The following is a 26008-nucleotide window of genomic DNA, read 5'->3' on the forward strand; positions in this document are numbered from 1 at the left end:
CGTGAAAATAAGCCCGCTTCCCCTTTTTGTGATTTAGCCAAGCCCATATGAACTCCATTCGCGGTACAAAAACAACTGGATCACTTGTCGATCAGATAGCTGAGCAGTTCAGGCGGAATATTTCATCTGGCGAATGGAAGGTCGGTGCGACCATTCCCTCGGAAACAGCATTGGCCCAATTGCTGGAGGTTTCCCGAAACACGGTAAGAGAGGCTGTCGCGCGACTCTTGGTTGAGGAGCGGTTGCGGATTCGGCGTGGAATAGGAACGATTGTTCTCGAGCCACCATCCCCTCCGGTCCCTATTGCCGTTGGCCTTTATCAATCGCTTACAAACGCAATCACAAGTTCAGGCCATTTGCCCTCTTTCAAGTTGCATAAAATAAAAATAGCCGAAGCAAAAGTTGAGGAGGCAAAAGAGCTCGGGTTGAGTGAGGGCGAACCGATTATTTACGTGGAGCGGGAAATTCGCAGCGATGATCAGTTGCTGAGCTTCAGCTACGAATACTATCCTTGTCGATTCTTTGGCGAAGACACGTCTCTTGCGATCTTTGAAAATTCATTTTTTGAAATATTCAAGCATTTCAATATTGAAGTGGACTCCGTCCAGGTGAAGTTCCGAGCGATTCACTCGAAGAAGATAGGCTGGGAAAAAAATGCATCTCCCGATGATCTTTTTCTTTTGCTCGATCGAACTCATCTGAAAGCAGGGGGCGCCGTATTTCACGCGAAGACCTACTGCATTGAAGGTCGACACAATGTATTCACGACTGCGTCTCGGATCTCGTCATAGTTGAAATTTTCGGATTCCAGTTGCACGGACGATGTCCCCATCATCCGAATGTCATTGATCCGTGAATGCGAACCGACTCTCTGCCGATCGTGTCGCAGTATCCCGATTGAAGGGGTGAGTCCATTCCATTAGCACCCTCAGATCACGATCGGCCTTCGAGATGTGGTGCTGGCACGCAGCAAGATCAGGCGGTAGCGCGAACTCACTGGTCGAGCCCGCTAGCCTACGAGCCGCCTTCTGGGTCCACACTCCCGGAGACCGGGCAGTCCGTTGTCCGAGTGGGTAAACACAGCTGGTTGAAGCAACTGGAAGAAGGACATATGTCCCGGCATCCAGCAGATCGGTGGCCCTGCTCAACTCTGTCCCCAGGGATTGCGCGCTCGCTGGAGGTTTTACTTCTAACGAATTTTCTCTCATTCGAGTCTGTTCAGACTTTCAGAGAGAGGTACTTTGTACCTCTCTTATAAATAAGAGAATAAACCCAGGGCAAGGCCCCCGCACTGTTTGCGCGTGGATGCCTGGCTACCTCCCGGCGCCTGACAAATCATGGGCGGGGCAAGTAGATTTTTACTTAAGTGCAAATCAATCATTAGTATTTCTGCGGTAAGGCGATATTACTCTTTGGCCTAATTCATCCGGAGACGGTTAATGGCCGGCTTCCTTGCGCGCCCGAACCCGTCTCGCCACACTTTTCCGGAAGTCCAAGGAAGTGTGACGGAAATTTACCTCATCATCTATCCTATGTAGACGTCGATGAAAAATTAGGATTAAGCCTTTCCAATTTAATCGATGCCCGCGCGAATATGACCAGTGCTGCACGACTCAAGAAAAAGAGCGTGCAGTAACCGGGCTATATGACGGAAGTCGATGAGATTTGATATTTTTCGATGGAGGGCGGGTTGATTCAAACCAATGATCGGAGTGCGTGGAGCTTTGTTGGTTTGCATTACAATTAATTTGTTGTAAAAATATATTTGAAGTAATGCCATCTCCAGGATTCATACCTAAGAAAAGTGTACGAGTTGATTTCCCCTGGTACCGTTTGCCGCCCTTATTGCAGAAAGTGTTGCTGGAGGTCGGCTACGTTGTTCAGCCTCCGGTGGAGTTGGCATTCGCTTCCGCGTTGGGTGTGCTGTCGATCGCTTGTCAGGGTTCTCGTCGTGTCAAGGTTCCCATTGGCTATACGTGCAACATCGGGGTCTACCTACTGACCATTGCCGGCTCCGGCGTGCGCAAGTCATCGACGGACAGGCCTTTCATGGCGCCTGTGCGCGCGTTCCAGGCAGAGTGCGACGGTGAACACGCAAAGAGAATCAGGCACTTTGAGCGGGACCGGCGGATCTGGGAGAGCGAACGTAAAGGGCTGGAGCGGGCGATCAGCAAGGCGCGAGCCACTGACAAACCGATCGAGGACATCGAAAAAAAGATGGCCGAACTCTATGAACGAGAGCCTCAAAAGCCCAAGGGCTACAAGCTGATCGTTGAAGATGCCACCCCAGCGGCGTTTGCTCGCATCTTGGCTGACAGTCACCCCACGACGGGCATCTTTTCCGACGAAGGCGGTACGGTCCTGAACGCACCCGTGCTGCGCAGCCTGGAGATATTGAACAAGGCATGGAGTGGAGACGCGATCAACATTGATCGCGTGACCACCGGCAGCTCACTTTCGGAGCGCACGAATCTGACGCTCTCGCTCATGGCTCAGCCCCGTGTGGTGGACAACTTCCTTGGGAAGGCCAATAACCACGCACGCGAGAGCGGATTCGTATCAAGGTGCCTCGTGGCTCGGCCCCACTTTGAGCCGGGCTATCGAGATCTTCGGCCAGGCGTTCAGTATTCAGAGGGAATGGAGGAGTGGACTCGAAGGATCACGCAGCTGCTTCGAAAAAACCACCCCCTTGAATCACCTCCAGCGGCGCCCGAGACGTTGCAATTTTCACCAATCGCTGCAGAAGAGTGGGCGGCATTTGCCCGGCGGACGGAGACTTTTCAGCAAAAGGGAGAGATGTTCTTTGATATCCCTGACGCGGCTTCGAAGATGGCAGAAAACGCTGCACGCATCAGTGCGTTATTTCATTGTCTGGATTCGGACAGCCTGGAGATAGGGCACGACACGGTAGTCGCTGCGATTCAGGTGTGCGAGTTCTATCTGCGTGAATTTCATGCCATCTTCAAGGAGAGGGAAAATGATGACGATGAACTGCACGCAAAAAATATTACAGAGTGGCTTCATGCCAGGTGCGAGATCGATGGCCGAAAGCCATATATATCGGTGAGAAAAATACTTCAGCTGGGTCCGTCACCGCGAAATGTCAATGCCCGTGATCGTGCACTGGACCTCATGGCGCAAAAGGGCATGGTTCGTATCGTCAGAAAGCAAAGTCAAATTAATCTTTGGCTAAATCCGAGTAAGTTCAAGGTCGACCTTGTGGAAGGGGCTCCGAACAATGGCTTCCCCAAGGATGTCGATAATTTCCCATGGTTCTAGATAGGTCGTGATTTACACGCATCGAAACACTGCTACAGCTGCTACATGTAGCAGCTGTAGCAGTGTTTCGAACGCCTCATGCGTTAAATTATCAAAAATATGGACTTTGACATCGTCCGATCGCCTAATCAGGATGAGGGCAGAAGGACGAGGGGTGCGTGGAGCGAGGTTGTCGAGGATCAACGGTCGCCGCAGTCACTCACCTTCTGTCGTTCGAATGCCAAGGTGTCTCGAGGAATAGGAGTTTGTTATGAATGCAATCCCTCGAAAATTGTCAATTGGAATTATTGTCGATCAATTTTTTGATCGACGGTTTTTCTAAATGGATTTTCCACCCCAATATCGCGGATATGAGTTCTGCGACGAAGGGGGGGAGTGTTTCAGCCCAAAGAGAGCCAGCATTTGCTGATCATGTCGAGATCTTTTCTCTAAAAATCGATTCAGTTGCTCATTATTTTCAATAGCGGAAAACTCTCCGGATTCTATGATTTTGAGCAAGAGGGATAGGCAATTTTTTAGTTGGCTTGCATTGACTCGTAGCGTGGGATTCCCTTCTAAAATCCATCGAGTGCTATTGGGGTCCTCAAATTGGTTGTTTGGAAAATCTGGCGATTTGGTGTCGGTGACGGCCATTGGATTTAATTTCTTTTTGAATTTTGCGGTGCAGAGTGTTTTGGGATTGAAGTTATTTTTTCGTTAATGAAGCCCGGAGATTGATTTGTGATTTTAGTGACTGCCTCGTCGCGTTTACGTAGATCATTAGTCCAACTTCCCCTCGAGCGATTTTGGGAATGCTTACTGTTTTTGGGAGCTGCGGCGTTGCACGCTGGAGACGGGTCAATCGCGTCTTGAGCGACATTGCAGAATCTTCGCGCTATCGTTTGCACCATCGAACTAAAGATTCTGGCGGATTCGTACGATCCACACCGCTGCAGGCCACGGTGGACTACCTGGTGGCAGATCTGCTTCACTGTCCTGTCTCAGCCGAAGTGCTATCGGGGGCACGGGTGCAAAGCCGATCCCAGGCGCAAAGCACTCGGGCGTACAGTTGTGGTTTGCAGTGCGCGCGGAAAACACATGGACCGACATCGGGTTGCCACGGGTGGCCGAGGCGGTCCAATGGGCTGCGTCCTGAAGATCTATACGCCGGACGAGTTCGCCGGCGCCGGTCAGGCTGAACTGCGCGGAGGCGCAGGCGCTGCGGGTGCTCCAAGATCGATCCAGACTGTCTTAACCCGTGGCGGGCAAGGAGGTGGCGGCGGTGGCGGGGGCGTTCCTGGAGAGGACGGTGCCCGGCTCCTCGTGGCGAATTCGATCTCATCGACCCCTGCTGCCGACGTGAAGGGCGGACCTGGCGGCATGGGCGGTACGACTCAAGGTGGGTCATATGGGGTCGGGAGGACCGGCGACCAAGGTGCCCCGGGGATGGTGACGTTCTCGTCGTTGACCAGTGGCCAGCGGCTTTCTCGGCTGTCTCAAGAAGCAAGCGCGGACGCGTGAGCCCCGACGCTGTCCTCTCGACCTTCGGTAAATTCGCATTTAGTGGCACTAGATCCAGATCGATTCGCATTTATCGACGTTGCTTTCGCGGTCCGCCGGATTCAGCGGCGTCCTCACCGAGCCCGGCGTCACGGCGTTCACGCGGATGCCGCGTTCGAGCAGTTTGTTGGCAAGCGATTTGGTGAACGCGTGGATGGCGCCCTTGGTGGCCGAGTAGTCCAGCAACTGCGCGCTGCCCTCAAGGCCTGTCACCGACTCGGTGTTGATGATCGAGCTGTCGCGTCCCAGGTGCGGAACGGGCGCGCGCCATGGGGACGCGACGCGGGCAAGAAACACCGACAGACCCGCGCCCGCAAGGACGCGGTGATCACGCAGAGCCCACACACCACGCTGCGCTGGCGCGGGTTTCGTCCGCATGAGTCATGCCGGTCTCACGCCTTGCGCACGAACTCCGACTTCAGCTTCATCGCGCCAATGCCATCGATCTTGCAATCGATGTCGTGATCGCCATCGATCAGGCGGATGTTCTTCGCCTTGGTGCCGACCTTCACGACCAGCGACGAGCCCTTGACCTTCAGGTCCTTGATGACGGTGACGGTGTCGCCGTCGTTCAGCACGTTGCCCACTGAATCCTTGATGACCCGGCCCTCATCGGCCGCGCTTTCGGCGGCCGCGCCCGAGGCGGACCATTCGTGAGCGCATTCGGGGCAGACAAGGTTGAGGCCGTCTTCGTAGGTGAATTCCGAATGGCATTGGGGGCAAGGGGGCTGGGTACTCACGGCAGTAGGGGCGGTCCGTATCGGTTGAAGGGCGTGGATATTAGCCTGCCCTCATTGACGCAGGTCCTGTGGATCCGGCCGCAGCGAGCTTGAAGTTTCGGAAGGCGCCATCGTGTTCGCGCCCGTGGAATCCGTGGCCGAGGCCGTTCAGTCCAGCGTGTCGAAGAGCCGGAAGATCCACGACAGCTGGTACGCCAGCGTGCCCGCGACGAAGGCCGTGTGAAAGCGCGGGTTGGCCGACCGGGCCGCCGCGATGCACAGGCCCACGAGGATGGGCGTGCGGATGAGGTACTCCATCGCAAAGCGGGCGAAGTGCGCCTCGCCCTTGATCAGCGTGTCGACCACGTCAAGCAGGTAGGTGGCGGCCAGCAAGCCGAAGAACCACGCGCGGCGGGCGTAGAAGTAGTCGCGGTAGCTCGCGTAGTCCTGCATGCTGTCGGGAAAGAGCAGCGCGCACAGCAAGAAGAGCAGGATCGCGTAGCTGACGATGAAGGCGTAGGTGCCGAAGGTCCAGTTGTCGATCTGGTACAGGCCGAACTCCCACCACCAGAAATGCACGAGCGCCAGCAGCACCGAGGCGACCCAGGCCAGGTGCACGGCATAGAGCCGGTACTGCGTCGGATGCTGCACGATGCGTGCGACGCCCGACAGCAGCCGGGTCACGCCCAGGCCGATGACCATGCCCATCACGACGCGGATGTGCGGAAAGATGTCGTGGGCCGAGATGGCTTCTTGCTGCATGCGAGAGTGCCCGGTCGAATGGATGGGCCTCCAGTCTAGGCCGCCCGCGTCACACCTCCGCGCCCTCGACCAGAAAGCGCAACCGGCGCACCCCCTGCCACTCGTCCGCATCGAGCCGGAACGCCAGCTTCACGCGCGGTGGCAGCGGCTCGGTGTGGCTGAACCAGATCGCGTCGATGGGCTGGCCCTGGTGCTTGAGCTTGAGCGCCAGGTGCTTCTCGCCCACCAGCCGCTGCGACACCACCTCGACCTCTTCGCTGAAGGTGGGTGGCGCGAAGCCCTGGCCCCAGACCTCGCGGTGCAGCGTGTCGACGAGGTCGATGCGCATGTACTCGCGCGCGATCGGCCCGTCGGTCTCGATCTGGCGCGTGAGCGCGGCCTCGGCCAGCCATTCGCCGGCCACCTGCGCCAGCGCGCGCTCGAAGACGGGAAAGTGCTCGCGCGCCACGGTGCAGCCCGCGGCCATCGCGTGGCCGCCGAAGCGCAGCAGCACGCCGGGGTGGCGCTTGGCCACGAGGTCGAGCGCATCGCGCAGGTGAAAGCCCGGGATCGAGCGGCCCGAGCCCTTCAGTTCCTGCTCCTTGCCCGGCGCCGCGCTGGCCGCGAACACGAAGGTCGGGCGATGGAAGCGGTCCTTGATGCGCGAGGCCACGATGCCCACCACGCCTTCGTGGAAGTCCGCGCCGAACACGCTGATGGCCGGCGGCGGCGCTTCCACGCCTTCGCCGTCGGCGGCGAACAGCGATTCGGCCAGCAGCAGCGCCTGGTCGCGCATGCCACCTTCTATGTCGCGCCGTTCGCGGTTGATGCCGTCGAGCATGCGCGCGAGTTCGTCGGCGCGGCCGGCGTCGTCGGTCAGCAGGCATTCGATGCCCAGCGTCATGTCGGCCAGCCGGCCGGCCGCGTTGATGCGCGGGCCGAGTGCAAAGCCGAAATCGAAGGTGGTCGCGGCCGAGGCGGTGCGCCCCGCGGCCTTGAACAGCGCCGCCACGCCGGCCGGCATCGCGCCCGCACGGATGCGGCGCAGGCCCTGGGCGACGAGGCGGCGGTTGTTGGCGTCGAGCTTCACCACGTCGGCCACGGTGCCGAGGGCGACGAGAGGCAACAGCGCATCGAGCTTGGGCTGCGTGGCGGTGTCGAACACGCCGCGCGTGCGCAGCTCGGAGCGCAGCGCGAGCAGCACGTAGAACATCACGCCGACGCCGGCGATGCTCTTGCTTTCGAACTCGCAGCCGGGCTGGTTCGGGTTGACCATCACGTCGGCCAGGGGCAGCTCGGGGCCGGGCAGGTGGTGGTCGGTCACCAGCACCTGCAGGCCGCGCGCCTTGGCGGCGGCCACGCCTTCGACGCTGGCGATGCCGTTGTCGACGGTGATCAGCATGTCGGCGCCGGCAGCGGCCACGCGCTCGGCGATCGGCGGCGTCAGGCCGTAGCCGTCCACCACGCGGTCGGGCACGAGGTAGCTCACGTGCTTGCCGCCCAGCAGGCGCAGGCCGCGCACGCCGACGGCACAGGCGGTGGCGCCGTCGCAGTCGTAGTCGGCCACGATGCACAGGCGTTTGTCCTGTGCGATGGCGTCGGCCAGCAGCACGGCGGCTTCGCGCGTGCCGCGCAGCGTGTCGGGCGGCAGCAGGCGCGCGAGGCCGTCGTCGAGCTCGTCCTTGCCGCGCACGCCGCGCGCGGCAAATAGGCGCGCCAGCAGCGGGTGCACGCCGGCCTGTTCCAGCGCCCAGACGGTGCGCGGCGGGATGTCCCGGGCAATGATCTTCATAGGGACTCCAGCACCTGGGTGGCGCGGTTGCGGTCGAACAGGCCCATGGCCCAACGGGCGAGGCCGCGCGGCTGCACGGTGAAAAGCTGCGCGCCGCGGTCGCCGCACAGCGAGAGCGCCACGTCGGCGCCGCGCGTCAGGTCGGCGAGCAGGCCGGCGACGGCGCCGGCGTCCAGCGCCTGCCAGGCGGCGGCCCAGGCCAGGCCGTCGTCGCGCAGCGCGGCGTCGCGCAGCGCGAGGTCGACGACCGGCGTGCGCGAAAGGGGCGGCGAGGGCAGGTCGCCGTCCTTCAGGACACCGGTGCCGCTGAGCCAGAACGAGTTGATCGGCGGCACGCCGCGCGCGGTGCGCTCGTCGTTCACGCGCTGCGTGTACAGCAGCATCTGCATCTCGTTCTGCAGCCGGCGCAGCGGCCGCGAGGCATCGCCCAGCGGCGACCACTGCGAAATGGGGTACCCCACCGCGCGGTCGATGGAGGCCGTGGCCAGCCCGTCGAAGATGGGCGCGCGGGCGAGCCAGCGGCCCGGTGTGTCGGAGGGGTACAGCGCGATGCCGTCTTCCTCGAAGAACGGGTCAGCAACGGTCAGCAGGGCCATCGACTCGGCGGCGTCGATCTCGATGGCGCTCGGGTCGCCCAGCGCCACGTCGTCGATGCCGACCTGCCAGTTGCACAGCGTCACCTGGCCCCAGGCCTCGTGGTCGCCGGGCGCGGCCAGGCCGGTCTTGCGGGCTTCGAGCGCGGCCCAGGGAATGCAGCCGTCGTCGGCGGGGGGCAGGCCGAGCGCGCGGGCCAGCGCGCGTTCGTGCGGCGGGGAGCGGGTGCTGTCGTCCTGCGTGTCGGTGTCGGCGAGCGTCAGGCGCAGCAGCAGGGTTTCGAGGTTCGGCAGCCGCAGGGTCGCAAGCGCCGCGCGGCAAGCCGGGGAACCGCGGCCGGCAAAGGGAATCAACAGATGACGTGGGAGAGGTTCGGCCATTTCCCTATTGTCCGGGATGCCACAATTCCACCGTATGACCTACCCCCTCGCTCCTCACCCCGAGTATTTGCCGCCCCCCGCGGGTGCGCCCATGCCCCTTGAGGCCACGGGGCGAGGCCGCTGATGCGATTCCCCTACGAACTGCAGCTCGGCTGGCGCTACACGCGCGCAGGCCGTGCCACGCGACGCAACGGCTTCATCTCCTTCATCTCCGGCGTGTCGATGCTCGGCATCGCGCTGGGCGTGGCGGCGCTGATCATCGTGCTCAGCGTGATGAACGGCTTCCAGAAGGAAGTGCGCGACCGCATGCTCAGCGTGGTCTCGCACATCGAGATCTTCTCGCGCGACGGCCAGGCCCTGCAGGACATCGACGCCATCATGGCCGACGCCCGCAAGAACCCCGAGGTGATCGGCGCGGCGCCGTTCATCAACACGCAGGCGCTGATCGCGCGCGGCGAAGACATGAAGGGCGCCATCGTGCGCGGCATCGACCCCGCGCTCGAGCCCGAGGTCACCGACACCGGCGGCATCGCCAAGGGCGGCACCTTCGACAAGCTGGTGCCGGGCGAGTTCGGCATCGTGCTGGGCATCGAGCTGGCACGCTCCATGTTCGTGCAGCCCGGCGACCAGGTCACGCTGGTGGCGCCGGGCGGACAGGTCACGCCAGCCGGCGTGGTGCCGCGCCTGAAGCAGTTCACCGTGGTCGGCGTGTTCGACTCGGGCCACTACGAGTACGACTCGGCGCTGGCGATGGTGCACGAGAAAGACGCCGCCAAGGTGTTCCGCCTCGAAGGCCCGACCGGCATCCGCCTCAAGCTGAAAGACCTGCACGAGGCGCGCGAGGTGGCCGACCAGCTCGCCGTCACGCTGCCGGGCCAGTTCCTCATCCGCGACTGGACGCGCCAGAACAAGACATGGTTCGCGGCCGTGCAGGTCGAGAAACGCATGATGTTCATCATCCTCACGCTGATCGTCGCGGTGGCGGCCTTCAACCTCGTCTCGACGCTGGTGATGACCGTGACCGACAAGCGCGCCGACATCGCCATCCTGCGCACGCTGGGCAGCTCGCCGCGCAGCATCATGGCCATCTTCGTGGTGCAGGGCGCCATGGTGGGCGTGATCGGCACCGTGGGCGGCCTGCTGCTGGGCCTGGGCATCGCCTACAACATCGACGTGATCGTGCCCTTCCTGGAGCAGCTCTTCCACGCCAGCTTCCTGCCCAAGGACATCTACCTGATCAGCAAGATGCCGAGCGACCCGCAGCAAAGCGACATCATGCCGATCGCGATCATTTCCCTCATCCTGGCCTTCCTGGCCACGCTGTATCCGAGCTGGCGCGCCAGCCGTGTGAACCCCGCCGAGGCCCTGCGCTATGAGTGATGTTGTTCTCAAGGCCCGCGGCCTCACCAAGCGCTTCCACGAAGGCCGCATCGATCTCACCGTGCTGCACGGTGTCGACCTCGACGTGCATGCTGGCGAAACGCTGGCCATCGTCGGCGCGTCCGGCTCCGGCAAGAGCACGCTGCTGCACCTGATGGGCGGGCTCGACGCACCCACCGCGGGCAAGGTCGAACTGCTCGGCAAGGACATCGCGCATGCTGACCCCGCCGAGCAGGGCCGGCTGCGCAACCATCACCTGGGCTTCGTCTACCAGTTCCATCACCTGCTGCCCGAGTTCAGCGCGCTCGACAACGTCGCGATGCCGCTGAAGATCCGCCGCGTCGAGGCCGGCGAAGCGTCGCAGGCCGCGGCCAAGATCCTCGCCAGCGTGGGCCTGGGCGAACGCCTGCACCACCGGCCGGCCGAGCTGTCGGGCGGCGAACGCCAGCGCGTGGCCATTGCGCGCGCGCTGGTCACGAAGCCCGCCTGCGTGCTGGCCGACGAGCCCACCGGCAACCTCGACCGCAGCACGGCCGACGCCGTGTTCGCGCTGATGCTCGACCTCGCGCACCGGCACGGCACGGCTTTCGTGATGGTCACGCACGACCAGGACCTGGCCAAGCGCTGCGACCGCGTGCTGCAGCTGGTGGCGGGGCGGCTGGCGGGCTGAGCGTCGGTCAGCCGCTCGAGGGGCGTCCTCGGGTTTCCTGCGGCACACGGGATGCGCGCCACGCGTCGGGGCGCAGGAACGTCTGACGTTGCAACGAGACCGTCACACGCCGGTGACAGCATGCAAGTTTCCCGACTGGCGTGCGCTCCTTGCCGATTCGACTTTTCTCCCTGCCATGGCTTTCGCATCCTCACGGCGGGCGTGACGATGCGCGCGGCATCGTTGTGCCGCGAGGGTGAGCGAGGTGCACCCTGGGTTCGCGGGCGCTACAGGCCGCAGCGTCGCACTCTGCGCGCTCGCGCTGTCGTGGCTGGCCGGCACGGCCTGGGCGAGCGACGGGCCTGCATCACCGCTGCGTGAGGGCGAGGCCCCGGTCGACGCGGTTCCAGGCGCGGGTGACGCCGCACTGGCGTTCGACATTCCCTCGCTTCCCTTGGCCGATGCGCTCAAGCGCTATGCCGCCGTCACGCGGCAGCCTGCACTCTTTCGCAGCGAAATCCTGGCCGGGCTGACGTCCTCCGCGGTGCGCGGGCTTTACGCCCCCGACACCGCGCTTGAACTGTTGCTGGAGGGCACGGGCCTCGTGGCCGAAAAGGTCCGCACGGGTTCGGCCGTCACGCTCGCGCTGAGGCCGGCGCAGGCCCGGGCGGAGGCCCCGCGCGCGGCCAGCCTTGGAAGCCTGGCGGGCTACCCCAGCCTGGTGCAGGCGCGGGTCTGGGAAGCGTTGTGCGGCAATGTGCGCACGCGGCCAGGAACGTACCGGTCCTTGCTGCGCTTCGAGGTGGACGAGGGGGGCCAGCTTCGCCGGCCGCGCCTGCTCGGCCTGACTGGCGACGCGGCCCGCGACGCCGAGATGCTGGAGGTTCTGCGGGGCGTGCGCCTCGCGCATGCGCCGCCGCCGGACCTGCCGCAGCCTTTGACGCTGCTCATCCTGCCTACCGATGCGCGCGGCGGAACGCGCTGCCGCGAGGCGGCCGGCCGCTCGCGGTCCTGACCTGTCCATGGCCGAAGACGTCCGCCCCGTGCTCATGGACTACCTGTCCAGGCACTACGACGCCCTCAAGCGCCAGCTGGGCCGCGCGTTGCGCAATGCCGACCTGGCCGAGGACGCGCTGCACGACACCTGGCTGCGCGTGAACGACCAGGGCGGAAGTGAGGCAGGGCCGATCCAGCGGCCGGGCGGCTATCTCGTGCGCATGGCGTTCAACATTGCGCTGGACATCCAGCGTCGCCAGAGCCGCAACCTGCCTTTCGAAGAAATCGATGCGCTGATGGAACTGGCCGACACGGCGCCGGGACCCGCGCGGATCGCCGAGGCGCGTTCGCAGCTGGACGCCGTGATCAAGTTGCTGGACCGCATGCCGGCGCGGCGGCGCGAGGTCGTCGTGCTCGTGCACATGGAGGGACTGACGCAGCCTGAAGTGGCCCGGCGCCTGGGCATTTCCCTGCGCACCGTCGAATACGAACTCAAGCATGCGCACGACTACCTGAGTGCCCGGATGGCCCATGACAAAAAATAGTTGCGGGATCGGTGCGGCCCGTTCGTCGTACGGAGTGAAGAATCGAATCACCCTGGCGCTCGCAGCGGGCCGAGGCCCAGAAGAAGGGCCGCGGCCGTGATGCACGACCCCCTGACGGCACCGGTCGACGATCCCGTCCTCGCGGCCGACACGACGCGGCACGAGGCCTGGGAGTGGCTGCGGCTGCTTCATTCGGGGGCCGTCAAGCCGCAGGACGCCCAGCGCTTCAAGCACTGGCTGGCGCGCAGCCCGGCGCACGCGGCGGTCTTCAAGGAGGCCAGGGCGCAATGGGCCGTGCTCGGTCAGGCCTCTGCCGGCGTGCTTCGCACCAATGCCGATGCGGCGGCGTTTCATGCGCGCCACCAGCCCCGGCCGGTGCTCGCGCGCCGCGCCTTCCTCGGTGCGGCAGCGGGCGCGGCGGCCATGGCCGGTGTCGCGGGCGTGGCGGTGTTCCATCCGTCCGCGGGCTTGTGGCCCGCGCCGGCGGGATCGGGTGCCGACTACCGCACCGCCACCGGCGAGCAGCTGGAGGTGGGCCTCACCGAGCGGGTGCAGGTCACCCTGAACACCCAGACCCGCATCCGGCGCCGCACGGTGGACGGCCGGACGACCGGCGTCGACCTGCTCGAGGGCGAGGCCGCGTTCGATCTGTCGTCGGCCAGCGGCGCGCGGCCCTTCGGCGTCGTGGCCGGGGCCGGCCGCAGCCTGGCCGAGTCGGGGCGTTTCGAGGTCCGCTACCTGGACGCCAAGGTGTGCGTGACCTGCATCGAAGGCGCGGTGCGCGTGGAGCATCCCGCGGGTGCGCGTGAGCTGCGCGCACGCCAGCAGACGGTGTACGACGGCACGTCGGTGAGCAGCGTGGCGCTGGTCGGCGCCGCCAACCTGTCGGCCTGGCGCAAGGGCGAGCTGGTGTTCACGCAGGCCCGGTTGTCCGACGTGCTCGACGAGATTAACCGCTACCGGCGCGGCCGCGTGGTGCTGATGAACACGGCTGCGCGCAGCCGCCTGGTCACCGGGAGCTTCTACATCGCATCGCTCGACCTGGCGCTGGTGCAGCTGCAGCATGCCTTCGATCTCGACGCCCGTTCGTTGCCGGGCGGGTTGACAGTTCTCAGCTGAATCGGACGGCCGTGGTGCGCGGCCTGAAAAATAAGTTGCGGGGTCGTGGGGCGCCCGTTCGTCGTAGTGCATCGACTCAACTTTCCGGCGGAAACGACTCATGAGCACACGCGGGCCCCTCACACCGATCCACGCAACGAAGGCGCGCAACCGGCGGCAGGCGCGGCGCTTTCGCATGGCGCCGATCGCGCGCGCCATTGCCATGACGCTGGCGGCCAACGGCGCCCTGGTGCTCGATGCCCAGGCCCAGCAGGCCTTCAGCGGCGCCTGGTTCGCCAACAAGAGCGCGGTGCAGAACACCGCCTCGGCGACGGGCCGCCTGCCCAACGGCATGCCGGCATCGATGCTGACCAACCCGCTGGAGCAGCGCAAGGCCGGCGAACAGTTGCAGCGCTCCATGGGCAACCTGAACATGGCGGCGCGCTCCATTGCCGCGCAACAGGCGGCGCAGGCGGCCGCACGTGAGGCCGCATCGAACGGGGGCTCGGACATCCCCGACGGCCTGGCCGACGGCGGGCTCAAGGTCGATACGAACAGCCTCACCGCAGGCTGGCTCAATGCCAGGGCGCCGGTGCAGACCGCGGCGGGCGGCCGCACCGTGGTCGGCATCGAGCAGACCGACGACAAGGCGATCCTGAACTGGGAGAGCTTCAACGTCGGGAAGCACACCACGGTGCAGTTCGACCAGAAGGGCGGCGCCAAGCCCGACGGCACCAACGCATGGATCGCGCTGAACCGCATCAACGATCCGAGCGGCCGCCCCAGCCGGATTGCCGGGCAGATCAAGGCCGACGGCTCGGTGTACCTGGTCAACCGCAACGGCATCGTCTTCACCGGCTCCAGCCAGGTGGACACGCGCTCGCTGGTCGCGTCCAGCCTTGCGCTGTCGGACAAGCAGTTCAAGCTGGGCATCAACAACCCGCAGGTGCTCACCAACCAGGGCAACGATTTCCCGATTCCCCAGTTCGGTGAGTTCACCTCCGAGCGGCCCCTGATCTACGGCGACGCGGGTTTCAAGCCCGGCGTCGGCGGCGCGCCCGACAAGATGGGCGACGTGGACCGCTTCGTTCCCGGTGCGGCGCCCGGCGAAGTGCGTGTCGACGCAGGTGCGCAGTTGGCGGCGAACAGCGGCGGCAAGGTCATGCTGTTCGCGCCCAAGGTGCGCAACGCGGGCCGCATCTCGGCGCCCGACGGCCAGGTCATCCTCGCGGCCGGCGAAAACATCTACCTGAAGACGCCATCGACGCAGGACCCGAACGCGCCCCGCGGCCTCGACGTGGCCGCTTCGGCAGTGCCCGGTTGGGCTTTCACTGGCGGGCAGGTGTGGGGCGCGCTCAAGCTCTCGCCGGTCTATGCCGACGCCAACTTCGTCGCCGGCCTGCGCGATGTCGTCATGCCCGAGATGGCGGCGCGCGCCAAGGCGGTCGGCTACGAGGTGGTCAACACCGGCACCGTGCAGGCCGACCGCGGCAACATCACCCTGCAGGCGCAGGACGTGCGGCAGTCGGGCGTGCTCAGTGCAACCACGGCGCTGAACAACCGCAACGGCTCGATCCTGCTGCGCGCCTGGGGCCTGGGCTCGCACATGTACGCCGATGGCGTGAACGACCTGATCAACTGGTCGGCCGGCACGCTCACACTGGGCGAGGGCAGCATTTCGCAGGTATTGCCCGACACCTCGGACACGAGCGAGATCGAGGCATCGGCGCTTGCCACGCGCTACCAGCCGGGCCGCGTGAGCCTGTACGGGCAACTGATCGACATCCGCTCGAAGGCCGGCGTGCTGGTGCCGGCGGGAACCATCAAGCTCGAGTCGGCGGTCAATCCGATGTTCACGCTGTTCCCGTATTTCAAGCCCGGCAGCCTGCGCGACGCGAGCCGCATCTACGTGGACAACGATGCCTTCCTCAGCGTGGCCGGCCTGCAGGGCATGCAGGTGGCCATGTCGCGTAACTTCATCGAGGCCGAACTGCGCATCAACGAACTGCGCGACTCACCCATGCAGCTCGACGCGTGGGTGCGTGGCAAGAAGGTGATCGTCGACCGGCGCGTGAGCGGCGTGTTCAAGGACGGCCCGATGGCGGGCGTGCAATGGGTGCTGGGCCCTGACGGCGCCACCTACATTCCCGGTGCCTGGGTGGGCACGCCGCTGGGCGACGTGAGCGGCTGGGTGGGCGTGGGCAAGACCGACCTGGGCGAGCTTTCGGCCAACGCGGGCAGCATCGAGATGCGCTCGGGCGGCTCGGTGATCACGCGCACGGGATCGATGCTCGACGTGTCCGGCGGCTCGGTGCGCTACACCGACGGCATGAACACCGCGACCAAGCTCATGGGCGCGGGCGGCCGCGTGCACACCATGGACCGGGCCATGTCCGACACCGACTACACCGGCATCGCGGGCGAGTTCACCAACCAGCATGCGCGCTGGGGCGTGAAGACCACCTGGCGCACACCGCTGATCGGCGCCGACTACAAGGAAGCCGGCTACACCGAAGGGCGCAAGGCCGGCGCCGTGCAGATCTACGCGGGCGACACCATGGTGCTCGAGGGCGACATGCTGGGCGGCGTGGTGGTGGGCGAGCGCCAGTCGAAGAACCCGGGCGGCAACAAGGGCGGCCGGCTGCAGCTGGGCGAGAACTCGCCGGACGGGCGGCCCTGGTCGCCGGGCACCATCATCGTCAGCCACGACCCGAAGCGGCTCGCGCAGGACTTCGATGCGAACACGAAGCTCGGCGACGACTTCTATGTGCAGCTGAAGCCGGGCGAGCAGAAGTCGCGCAAGCTCACCTTCCTGTCGGACGACATGCTGAGCAATTCGGGCATGGGCAGCATCGTGCTGAACCACATCAACGGCGACTTCGAGCTTGCGAGCGGCGCCGCGTTGAACCTCTCGCCGGGCGCGTCGCTCTCGGTGGCCGGCACCGAAGGCTCGACCAACGACATCCGCATCAACGGACTGATCCGCGTGCCGGGCGGGCAGATCGGGCTTTCGTCGGCCTACGGAAAAGTGGAGATCGGCGAGCAGGGCCGGCTGGACGCCAGCGGCCAGTGGATCAACACCTGGCGCGACGGCGCGCTGCGCGGCGCCTGGGCGCTGGACGGCGGCGGGATCACGGTGATTGCCGGAAAGATCGTGGTCCACAAGGATGCCGTGCTCGACGTGTCCGGCGGTGGCCGCGTGGACCCCGGCAAGCAGGGCCTGCCGACGCTGCGCGTGGGCAATGCGGGGTCCATCTTGCTGTCCGGCGTGACGCCCGACCTGGACCTGGACGCACTGAACATGCGCGCCCATGCGGCGGGCTCGGCGGGCAGCCTGTCGATCCAGACCGCCTCGGCGGTGCAGATCGGTGGTGTGCCGCCCGTTTCGCCGCCGGACGAAGCCGGCGCGCCCTCGGCCTCTTCGGTGGTGATGCTGCCGCCCACGCTCTTCGGCGAACGCGGGTTCGGCAACGTCACGGTCTCGGTGCGCGGCGAAGGCAAGGGCATCGTGGTGCCCGAAGGCGTGTCGGTGTCGCAGCAGGCCACCAGCATCGACCTGAACAACTTCGCCTGGCGCGACCTGCCCAGCGGCCGCAACCTGGCCGAGGCAGCGCCCCTTGGCATCTTGCGGCCCGACGAGCGCGCGGCGCGAAGCCCCGCGGCGCTGTCGCTCGGCACCGAGAACGGCCCGGTCCGCATCGCGCGGGGCGCCAGCGTGCGCACCGACACCGGCGGCAGCCTGTCGCTGAACGCCGGTGGCGAACAGGGCGTGCTGACGGTCGGCGGGCGCCTTGACGCACCGGCGGGCCGCATCGGGCTGAGCGGCGGCACGGTCGTCCTCGAAACCGGCGCCGAGCTGCTGGCGCGCGGCGTGCCGTTGATCCGCATCGACAGCAGCAGCGGCCGCCGCGTGGGCGAGGTGCGCGACGGCGGCACGGTGAGCATCCTGGCGGGCGACATGCGGCTGGAGAAAGATGCGCTCATCGACGTGTCGGGCGCCACCGGCACGATCGACGGCGTGCCCGATGCCGGCCCCTCGGGCACGCGCGTGCCCCGGCCCGCACCGGAGATCCGGCTGGACAGCAACGGCGGCCTGATCGAAATCACGGGCAAGGGCCTGATCGAAAGCACGATGGTGGGCAAGGCGGGCGGACCCAACGGCATCGGCGGGCGCATCCGCCTGAACATGACCGCGACATCGGGCCCGACCGGCTCGCCGCTGGAGCAACTGCAACGCGTGCTGCAGGACCCGGACTGCGTGGGCCTGGCGGTGGACGGCGTGTGCAGCGACTGGCGGCAGGGCGTGGACTACGACTGGGCGCCCGGCCTGCGCAGCTACGGCTACGAGATCGACGGGCCGATGATCCTGTCGTCGGCCCTGCTCGCGAAGCTGGCGGACGTGAAGGAGTTGGTGGTGTCCGACCGGCTGGGCCTGCCCGGCGCAAACGGTGCGCTCGATGCGGCGCAGTTCGGCCTGACGCCGCAGGCGCTGGACCTGTTCCGCGACGCGCTCTTTTCGAGCGACCTGCTGCGCGACCTGCTGAACAAGCCCGGCCAGGTGTCCACGCTGACGGTGCGTCCGCAGGCCTTCAAGGACGGCGGCTTTGCCGACCTCTCGCTGGTGAATGCGACACAGGGCGCGATTCGCCTGGACAACGCGAACCTCGCGCTGGGCCGCTCGATCTGGCTGCAGGGGCCGATCGTCGGGCACGCGGGCACGTCGTCGTCGCTGCGCGCGCCACGCATCGTGCTGTCGGCCGTGCCTGCCGCCTCACCTGAAGCGCCGGTATCGTTGGCAGGGGCGGGGCAGCTCACCGTGGCCGGCTCGCTGATCGACATCTCGGCATCGGAAGACCCGACCCAGTTCCAGGCCGGCGCCGTGCGCATCGGCGGCTTCGGCCGCACGGTGCTCGAAGCCGGAGAGATCCGCATGGGCGGCGCGCTGCCTTCGCCGATCAATGAAGAAACCCGGCTGCAGGTCAACCTCGACGTGGACGGGCAGCTGGTGCTGAACGCCGGCCAGGTGTACCCGACCACCGCGATGACCGGCGTGATCCGCGCCGGCGATTCCATCACCGTCGAGCGCCTGGGCGATGCCGGCAGCGCACCGCTGTCGGCCGGCGGCAGCCTGCGCCTGGAAGCACCGGTGATCGCGCAGAACGGCGTGCTGCGCGCGCCCTTCGGCCAGATCGAGCTGAACGCCGGCGAGCGCCTGTCGCTGGGCGCAGGCAGCCTCACTTCGGTGTTGGGCGCCGGGATGACCGTGCCCTTCGGCACGCTGTCCAACAACGAGCACTGGCACGACCCGTCGAAGGCGGTCGATCCCACCAATCCGTCGACTGGATCGCTGGTTGCGCCGCCTGAAAAACGCATCACCATGAAGTCGCCCGACGTGGCGCTGGCGCGTGGCGCGGTGGTGGACATCGCGGGCGGCGGCGACCTGCATGCCTCCGAATTCGTGCCGGGCCCGGGCGGCTCGCACGACATGCTGAACATGCCGGGCATGTACGCGATCCTGCCGGGGCAGGGCGGTGCGGCGCCCGCTGGCGGTGCCGCGGCGGGCCAGCGCGTCTGGCTCGCCGGCGGCCCCGGTCTGGCGGCCGGCTGGTACACGCTGCTGCCCGCGCGCTATGCGCTGCTGCCCGGCGCCTTCGCGGTGCAGGCAACGGGCAAGGCCTGGGGCGGCGCACTCGCACCCGCCACCCGCGCACCGGACGGCAGCCTGGTCATGCAGGGCAAGGCCGGCAACGCCTACGGCGGCAACCAGGACGTGCAGGCGTCGGCCTGGCGCGTGATGTCCGGCGCCGTGCTGCGGCGCTACTCCGAATACAACGAGGCCACGGCCAACGACTTCTTCTCGTCCGAGGCCTTCAAGCTCACGCAGTACCGCCTGACCGGGCAGAACGTGGTCACGCCGCGCCTGCCGCGCGACGGCGGTGCGGTGGTGTTCGACGCCGGCCGCCGGCTGGTGCTGGACGGCACGCTGCGCTCGGCACCCGACGAGGGCGGGCGCGGCGGGCTGGTGGACATTGCCGGCAAGAAGATCGCCATCGTCGGCAGCGGGCAGGACAGCGCCAGCCTGCAGGCCGACGGCTACCTTGTCATCGATGCGGCGAGCCTGTCGAACTTCGGCGCGGGCAGCCTGCTGGTGGGCGGCAAGCGCAAGGGCAACGCGCTCGGCCTGGAACTGGACGTGACCGCGACCGACATCGTGGTGCGCAACAACGAGGGCTCCGAGCTGTTCGGCCCCGAGATCATCCTGGCGGCCAGCGACAAGGTGGCCATCGAAGGCGGAAGCCGCGTCAGCGCGAAGGGCGCGGGCGGGCGCGGCGCGGGCAACCTGGTCATGAAGCCGCGGGTGGCGGCGGTCTACGCCGACCCGGACGGGCAACTGGACGACAACTTCGACGGCGTGATCGACGCCAAGGACGCGGTGGACGACGTGCTCGTCTCGGCGGCCAGGGACTGGGGCGCGCTGGTGCGCGTGGCCACCGGCGATGCGGTCAAGGTCATCCGCCAGGGCGTGGACACCTCGCGCGGCGGGCTGGTTTCCATCGGTGCGGGTGCCATCGTCAACGGCGATGCGGCCTTGCTGATCGACGCCACGCGCACGACGGAACTGGCGGCCTCGGCGCAGATCGCGGGCACCGACCTGTCGGTGGCGGCCGGCCGCATCGGCTTCGGCGGCGGCACCGAAGGCATGGTGCTGGACAGCGGTGCGCTCGCGCAGCTGGGCCGTTCGACGCGCCTGACGCTGCGCAGCTACACCGACTTCGACTTCTACAGCTCGCTCGATCTGGGCGCTGCCGGCCTGAAATCGCTGACCTTCGACGGCGGCGCATTCGTGGGCCGCGGCGCGGGCGACGTGACGATCAAGGGCGACAGCATCGCGCTCGTCAACAGCGGCGGTGGCGGCACCGGCGTGCCCGCCGCCGGCGGTGCGGGCGGCTTCACGCTGGACGCGGCCACGCTGGTGCTGGGCGCGGGCCAGAAGACGTTCTCGGGCTTCGGCGCGGTGACGCTGGCGGGCCGCAACGTGATCGTCGGCGAGGGGGCGGGCGGCATCGACACGGGCGCATCGCCGCTCACGCTGAACACGCCGCTGCTGACCGGCCGCGGCGGTGCGGCGCAGTCGATTGCCACGGGCGGCGCCTTGCAGGTGGTTGCTTCGGCGCAAGGCGAGCCCTCGTCGTTCGACCCTCAGGAAAGCCTGGGCCTGCGCCTGAACCTCAGCGGGCGCAGCATTGCCTTCGACGGCAGGGCGGTGGCGCGTGGCGGCAGCATCGACATGACGGCGACCGGCGGCAGCCTTGTCGTGGCGCGCGGCGCCACCATCGACGTGAGCGGCTCCGCCAAGCAGTTCTTCGACGTGGCCGAATACGCGGACGCGGGCCGCATCGGCCTGTCGGCGGTGGGCGGCGACGTGCGGCTGGAGGCCGGCAGCCGGCTCGACCTGGCCGCGCACCCGAGAGGCGGCGACGCCGGCACGCTGAGCCTGGCGGCATCGCAGGGCGGCACGGTGGTGCTCGACGGCCTGATCGCGGCGCAGGCGGGAAGCAATGGCGGCAAGGCCGGCAGCTTCGCGCTCGACATCGAGGCGCTGCCCGATTTCGCCGGCGTGAGCCAGCGGCTGAACGACGCCGGCTTCAACCGCTCGCGCCAGTTCCGCATCCGCCAGGGCAACGTGGCACTGGGCGGCTTCACGCAGGTGGAAGACTTCGGCCTCACGGCGGACCGGGGCAGCATCGACATCTCGGGCACGGTGGATGCGCGCTCGGCCTACGGCGGTGCCATTCGCATCACCGCCGGCAACGGCGTGACAATGCAGGCCGGCGCGCAGTTGCTCGCCGGTGCCACCGGCAGCCTAGGCAACGGCCGCGTCACGCTCGAAGCGGCGGGCGGGCAACTCAACCTGCAAGGCGGCCTGATCGACGTGGCCGGCAACGAAGGCGGCAAGGTGCGCCTGCGCGCGCAGCAGAACGCCGCGCACGACGACGTCGCGGTCGGCGCGCTGAACGTTGCGGTGAACGGTGCGCGCTCGGCGGTGCTCGAAGGCGTGAGCGTCTACGACGTGAAGGACTACGACGGCGCCACGGTCGATTCGGTCAAGCCCGACGCCATTGCCGATGCCGCGCGTTTCAGGGCCGCATCGGGCGGGGTGGCGGCACGGCTGGGCACCGGGCTGGCCGTGATGCCCGGCATCGAGGTCCGCAGCGCGGGCGACCTCGCGTTGAACAGCGACTGGAATCTTTTCAGCGATTTCTCCGGCGCGCGCGAAGGCACGCTGACCTTGCGCGCGGGCGGCAACCTCGCCATCAACGGCCACCTGAGCGATGGCTTCGACGCGGCCGACCGCAGCGGCCGGCTGCAGGCGGGCCCGTCGTGGAACCTGCGGCTGGTGGCCGGCGGCGAGCTGGCCTCGGCCGATGCGATGGCGCTCAAGCCGCTCGCGGCACAGGCCGCGGGCAAGGGGTCGATCACCGTGGGCACGGCCAACACCGCCGTACCCACCGACAGCGACCCGAAGCCGGACAACGGCGCGGGCAAGCTCGTGCGCACCGGCACCGGCGACCTCGAGGTGCGCGCGGGCCGCGACCTCACGCTGGCGCACAAGGAATCGGTGATCTACACCGCCGGGCGCAAGGACACGACGGTGTGGAGCGACTTCTCCACCGCCAACCCGAACGCGAGCTACGGCGTGGAAGGCGGCAACCTCGCCATCGGCGCGCAGGGCAGCATCGAGGCCGCGCCGTCGGGCCAGCACTTCAGCGAATGGCTCAACCGGCAGGGCACGCTCAATGAAAAGCGCTTCTTCGGCGAATACACCAACGGCGAAAACGGCTGGAACCCCGACGGCGTCTACGGCCCCGTCATTCACGCACCCGAGCAGTCGAGCTGGTGGATCGACTACGGGCGCTTCCAGCAGGGCGTTGGCGCGCTGGGCGGCGGCAACGTCAGCGTGGACGCCGGCGGCGACCTGCGCAACCTGCTGGTCGCCTTGCCGACCCACATGCGCATGCGCGGCGGCCGTTCCGTCAGCGAAGCCATGGCCATGGAAATGCGCAACGGCGGCGCCATGACGGTGCAGGCCGGCGGCGCGATCCGCGGCGGGCAGTACTACGTGGCGCGCGGCGCGGGCGACATCCGCGCCGGCGAAACGGCGGTCGGCCACACGGTGACGATAACCCGCGACGACAGCGGCGGCGGACTCACGAAGTCCAGCTACACCGTGGCGCCGATCCTCGCGCTGGGCGACGCCACGCTGAGCCTTCGCACGGCTGGCGACCTTCGCCTGCAGACCGTGGTCGATCCGCTGCTGGTGACCTACGGCGAGGGCCTTCGAGGCGACGGCCAGGTGCTGAACTACGGCGCCTACATGAGCGGCTACACCGACCGCAGCGCGCTGCGGCTGGTGTCGACCGGCGGCAACATCACCTTCGTGAACCGGACCGAGTTCATCTTCCGCGACCTGCTGCTGCGCTGGGTCGAGAAGGACACGCTGGTGGGCTTCGGCGGCAACCGGTATCCGGCGCGCTTCTCGGCGGCCGCCCTGAATGGCGGCATTGCCATCGACGGGCCGCTGTACGTGCTGCCGGGCACCACCAACGACGTGCGGGTGGTCGCGAAGAACGACATCCGCTTCGACGCGCCGCTCGTCATGGCCTACGCCACGCCCGCGATGATGCCCACGGGCTACATGCCGGGCGGCGCGGGCTCGCCGTTCAGCCAGATGAACATGGAGGACATGCTCGACAACCTGATCGAGCGGGCACTGGCCTCGCCGGTCAACAACTCGTACCTGCGCAGCGTGAACAACCCCGAGGTGCTGCCGCTGGCCAACGACTTCGAGCCCAGCCGCATCTATGCATCGCAGGGCTCCATCGTGGGGCTCGACGTGAAGGCCAACGAGCAGACCTGGGTGCGCGCGGGCACCGACATCCGCGGCCTGCGGCTGGCGGGGCGCAACCTGCGTGGTTCCGACGTCACGCTGCTGGAGGCGGGCAACGACATCCTGGCGATGCAGAGCACGGCGCGCCTGGACCCGAACAACGACCTCTCGGTGGGCCTGACCGGCAACATCGAGATTCAGGGCCCCGGCACACTGGTGCTGGCCGCCGGCCGCGACCTGTACGCCGACAACCTGCAGGTGCAGACGCTGGGCAACCAGCGCTACGACCGGAACAACCGCGCGCTGCCCGAGACGCAGGTCAAGGGCCTCCCGGAACACGGCGCCGCCATCACCGCCATGGCTGGGTTGAACCATGCGGTGGGCTACGACGCGTTCACGGCCGCCTACCTCGATCCGTCGAAGGTCGCGTCCATGCCCGATTACCTGAAGACCCGGGGCGCGGTCGGCAGCGTGCTGCCCATCTACCTGGTGGACCAGGTCGAAACGCGCGCGGGCGGGCAGGAAAAAACCGTGCGCCGCGGCCTCGTGTCGTTCATGTCGGACATGACCGGCGAAAAGCTGGAGCCGCTCGAAGCCTGGGCGCGCTTCCAGAAATTGCCCCAGCTCGCGCAGCAGCAGTTCCTGCGGCAGGTCTACCTGCTCGAACTGCGCGAAGCCGGGCGCGACCAGAACGAGCCGGGCACCGGCGGCCTGCCGCGCAACGGCGGCTACAACCGCGGCTACACGGCCATCGAGACGCTGTTCCCGGGCGACACATGGAAGGGCGACGTGGCGGCCAACAAGCTGATGCTGCGCACCATGGCCGGCGGCGACATCGACGTGCTCACGCCCGGCGGCGGCCTGCAGGTGGCGGCGCTGGGCGCCGCGGTGCCGGCCGGCTACGGTCTGGTGACGCTGGCGTCGGGGCACATCGGCATTGCGGCCAGGAACGACGTCACCGTGAACCAGTCGCGCATCCTGTCGTTCGTGCCCGAGGTCACGAAGCAGGGCAGCGACCAGATCATCTGGTCCACCGTCGGCGACATCGACGCCGGGCGCGGCGCCAAGACCTTGCGCGTGCCATCGGCGCCCGAGGTGTCCACCGACCTGGACGGCGTGACGGTGATCCGCGAGAAGTCGGACATGAGCGGCAGCGGCATCGGCACCGTGGGCGACGGCGACGTCGACCTGGTCGCGCCGCGCGGCACCGTGAACGCCGGCGATGCGGGCTTGCGCGTGGCGGGCAACCTGAACATTGCGGCGCTGCAGGTGCTCAACGCGGACAACATCCAGGTCAAGGGCGAGACCAAGGGCCTGCCGGTGATCGCGTCGGTGAACATCGGCGCGCTCACCAACGCGAGCGCTGCCGCTGCGCAGGCGACGGCCGCGGCGCAGGACGCGGTGCAGCGCGAGCGCGCGGCCGCGCGGCAGGCGCTGGCGTCGGTCTTCACGGTGCGCGTGCTCGGCTTCGGCAACGAGCCCGCACAAGAGGGGCGCGACGCGCCGGCGCCGCGGTCGGGACTGCAATCCGGGGCGCAGGTCGACTACGACCCGCAGAACCCCGTGCAGGTGGTGGGCATGGGCCGCAAGATCGACCCCAGGCACTGGGCCGCCCTGAGCAGCGACGAGCGTCGTCGCCTGCAGCAGGACCGCTAGGCGGGCAGGAGCGGCATGTCATGGCACCCAGTGTCCTTTGCGAACAGGAAGCACCGGCGCGCGACGAGGCGGCCGATGCGCTGCGGGACGAAGCGCAGCGTCGCCTGGCGCTGCAGGTTTTTCTCTGCGCCAACTACGAAGGGTTGCGGCGCAAGCTGACCCGCCATCTCGGGTGCGCCGAGATGGCCAGCGAATGCCTGCACGACGCCTGGCTGCGGCTGGGTCACCTGCGGGTGGGCGCACCCGTGGAGAACCCCAGCGCCTACGTCTATCGCGTGGCCTGCAACCTGGCCATGGACCGGTTGCGCAGCGAGGGGGCATGGCGCTATGTGGACGACCCGCACACCGCCGTCGAGTCGGCCATCGACCACGCGCCCGGGCCCGAGGACATGGCCGAGGTGCGCGCCGAAGTCGGTTCGGTCGACCGCGCGATGCAGGGCCTGCCGCGGCGTCACCGGGCGGTGCTCGAGGCCTTGCGCATCGAGGAGAAGACGCGCCAGGAGGTGGCCTCCCACTACGGGCTGTCGCTGCGCAACGTGGATACCGTCCTGCGCCAGGCGCTGGACCATTGCGGCGCGATGACGGGCCGGCCGGTGCTGGCCGGCGTCGGTACACCCCGAAGGGCCGTGGTGTCGCCCCGGATGGCCGCCTGAGTGGCAAGTGACACCGCGGCACCACGGTGCTGCTTGCCACAGCAGGCGCAATGTCACGAAACTGTGGGCTTGTTCGTCAAGACAGTTCAACCACAGGA

General features: G+C 66.9%; 14 protein-coding genes and 1 pseudogene. 10 read left to right on the forward strand and 5 right to left on the reverse strand.

Annotated features, from left to right (window positions below; all coding sequences use genetic code 11):
• Nucleotides 1-47 precede the first annotated feature (47 nt).
• From AC3WQM_RS14960 to AC3WQM_RS14970, 3 genes are all read left to right on the forward strand, one after another.
• Complete coding sequence (locus AC3WQM_RS14960) at nt 48-791, forward strand: GntR family transcriptional regulator (protein WP_492679732.1); 744 nt, start codon at nt 48-50, stop codon at nt 789-791.
• A gap of 982 nt (nt 792-1773) precedes the next feature.
• On the forward strand, nt 1774-3279 hold the full coding sequence (locus tag AC3WQM_RS14965) for a YfjI family protein (protein ID WP_492679734.1): 1506 nt from the start codon (nt 1774-1776) through the stop codon (nt 3277-3279).
• A 254-nt stretch (nt 3280-3533) separates the two neighbouring features.
• Entirely contained in the window at nt 3534-3743 is a 210-nt protein-coding gene (locus AC3WQM_RS14970) for a hypothetical protein (RefSeq protein WP_492679736.1), read from the forward strand.
• 1123 nt (nt 3744-4866) lie between these two features.
• Here the strand turns inward: AC3WQM_RS14970 and AC3WQM_RS14975 are convergent.
• The 5 genes and pseudogenes from AC3WQM_RS14975 to AC3WQM_RS14995 all read right to left on the reverse strand — a co-directional run.
• A pseudogene (locus AC3WQM_RS14975) lies at nt 4867-5085 on the reverse strand (SDR family NAD(P)-dependent oxidoreductase); the annotation flags it as partial.
• Nucleotides 5086-5210: 125 nt separating this feature from the next.
• The gene (locus AC3WQM_RS14980) at nt 5211-5558 is read right to left on the reverse strand and encodes a zinc ribbon domain-containing protein YjdM (protein WP_492679738.1); all 348 of its coding nucleotides are present in this window, start codon (nt 5556-5558) and stop codon (nt 5211-5213) included.
• A 147-nt stretch (nt 5559-5705) separates the two neighbouring features.
• Complete coding sequence (locus AC3WQM_RS14985) at nt 5706-6299, reverse strand: hypothetical protein (RefSeq protein WP_492679740.1); 594 nt, start codon at nt 6297-6299, stop codon at nt 5706-5708.
• 49 nt (nt 6300-6348) lie between these two features.
• Nucleotides 6349-8070: a single-stranded-DNA-specific exonuclease RecJ gene (gene recJ, locus AC3WQM_RS14990; protein ID WP_062473697.1), complete on the reverse strand. Its 1722-nt coding sequence runs from the start codon at nt 8068-8070 to the stop codon at nt 6349-6351.
• Nucleotides 8067-9044, reverse strand: a complete 978-nt coding sequence (locus tag AC3WQM_RS14995; protein ID WP_492679742.1) for a hypothetical protein — start codon at nt 9042-9044, stop codon at nt 8067-8069. Before AC3WQM_RS14995 ends, recJ begins: the two co-directional genes overlap by 4 nt.
• Nucleotides 9045-9167: 123 nt before the next feature.
• Here AC3WQM_RS14995 and AC3WQM_RS15000 point away from each other — a divergent pair, with 123 nt between their 5' ends.
• The 7 genes from AC3WQM_RS15000 (at nt 9168) to AC3WQM_RS15030 (ending at nt 25910) form a co-directional block, all read left to right on the forward strand.
• On the forward strand, nt 9168-10424 hold the full coding sequence (locus tag AC3WQM_RS15000) for a lipoprotein-releasing ABC transporter permease subunit (protein WP_062473701.1): 1257 nt from the start codon (nt 9168-9170) through the stop codon (nt 10422-10424).
• On the forward strand, nt 10417-11094 hold the full coding sequence (lolD, locus tag AC3WQM_RS15005) for a lipoprotein-releasing ABC transporter ATP-binding protein LolD (RefSeq protein WP_390346302.1): 678 nt from the start codon (nt 10417-10419) through the stop codon (nt 11092-11094). The genes AC3WQM_RS15000 and lolD overlap by 8 nt, the downstream gene beginning before the upstream one ends.
• A 235-nt stretch (nt 11095-11329) precedes the next feature.
• Complete coding sequence (locus tag AC3WQM_RS15010; RefSeq protein ID WP_492679744.1) at nt 11330-12088, forward strand: hypothetical protein; 759 nt, start codon at nt 11330-11332, stop codon at nt 12086-12088.
• A 7-nt stretch (nt 12089-12095) separates the two neighbouring features.
• Nucleotides 12096-12614: an RNA polymerase sigma factor gene (locus AC3WQM_RS15015; protein WP_390346298.1), complete on the forward strand. Its 519-nt coding sequence runs from the start codon at nt 12096-12098 to the stop codon at nt 12612-12614.
• Between the two features lie 99 nt (nt 12615-12713).
• On the forward strand, nt 12714-13733 hold the full coding sequence (locus AC3WQM_RS15020) for a FecR family protein (protein WP_492679746.1): 1020 nt from the start codon (nt 12714-12716) through the stop codon (nt 13731-13733).
• Between the two features lie 100 nt (nt 13734-13833).
• Nucleotides 13834-25257 (forward strand): filamentous hemagglutinin family protein, encoded by an 11424-nt coding sequence (locus tag AC3WQM_RS15025; RefSeq protein WP_492679748.1) that lies wholly within the window; start codon nt 13834-13836, stop codon nt 25255-25257.
• A 20-nt stretch (nt 25258-25277) separates the two neighbouring features.
• Nucleotides 25278-25910 (forward strand): sigma-70 family RNA polymerase sigma factor, encoded by a 633-nt coding sequence (locus AC3WQM_RS15030; RefSeq protein ID WP_492679750.1) that lies wholly within the window; start codon nt 25278-25280, stop codon nt 25908-25910.
• The last annotated feature ends 98 nt before the right edge of the window (nt 25911-26008 follow it).

Source organism: Variovorax sp. FW301-JW7 (genome assembly GCF_058788795.1).

Bases quoted from the DNA above. Each gene is read 5' to 3' on its own strand.
- AC3WQM_RS14995 (WP_492679742.1), bottom strand. From the start codon at position 9,044: ATGGCCGAACCTCTCCCACGTCATCTGTTGATTCCCTTTGCCGGCCGC.
- AC3WQM_RS15015 (WP_390346298.1), top strand. From the start codon at position 12,096: ATGGCCGAAGACGTCCGCCCCGTGCTCATGGACTACCTGTCCAGGCAC.
- AC3WQM_RS14965 (WP_492679734.1), top strand. From the start codon at position 1,774: ATGCCATCTCCAGGATTCATACCTAAGAAAAGTGTACGAGTTGATTTC.
- AC3WQM_RS14960 (WP_492679732.1), top strand. From the start codon at position 48: ATGAACTCCATTCGCGGTACAAAAACAACTGGATCACTTGTCGATCAG.
- AC3WQM_RS15000 (WP_062473701.1), top strand. From the start codon at position 9,168: ATGCGATTCCCCTACGAACTGCAGCTCGGCTGGCGCTACACGCGCGCA.
- AC3WQM_RS15020 (WP_492679746.1), top strand. From the start codon at position 12,714: ATGCACGACCCCCTGACGGCACCGGTCGACGATCCCGTCCTCGCGGCC.
- lolD (WP_390346302.1), top strand. From the start codon at position 10,417: ATGAGTGATGTTGTTCTCAAGGCCCGCGGCCTCACCAAGCGCTTCCAC.
- AC3WQM_RS15030 (WP_492679750.1), top strand. From the start codon at position 25,278: ATGGCACCCAGTGTCCTTTGCGAACAGGAAGCACCGGCGCGCGACGAG.
- AC3WQM_RS14970 (WP_492679736.1), top strand. From the start codon at position 3,534: ATGCAATCCCTCGAAAATTGTCAATTGGAATTATTGTCGATCAATTTT.
- AC3WQM_RS14985 (WP_492679740.1), bottom strand. From the start codon at position 6,299: ATGCAGCAAGAAGCCATCTCGGCCCACGACATCTTTCCGCACATCCGC.
- recJ (WP_062473697.1), bottom strand. From the start codon at position 8,070: ATGAAGATCATTGCCCGGGACATCCCGCCGCGCACCGTCTGGGCGCTG.
- AC3WQM_RS15025 (WP_492679748.1), top strand. From the start codon at position 13,834: ATGAGCACACGCGGGCCCCTCACACCGATCCACGCAACGAAGGCGCGC.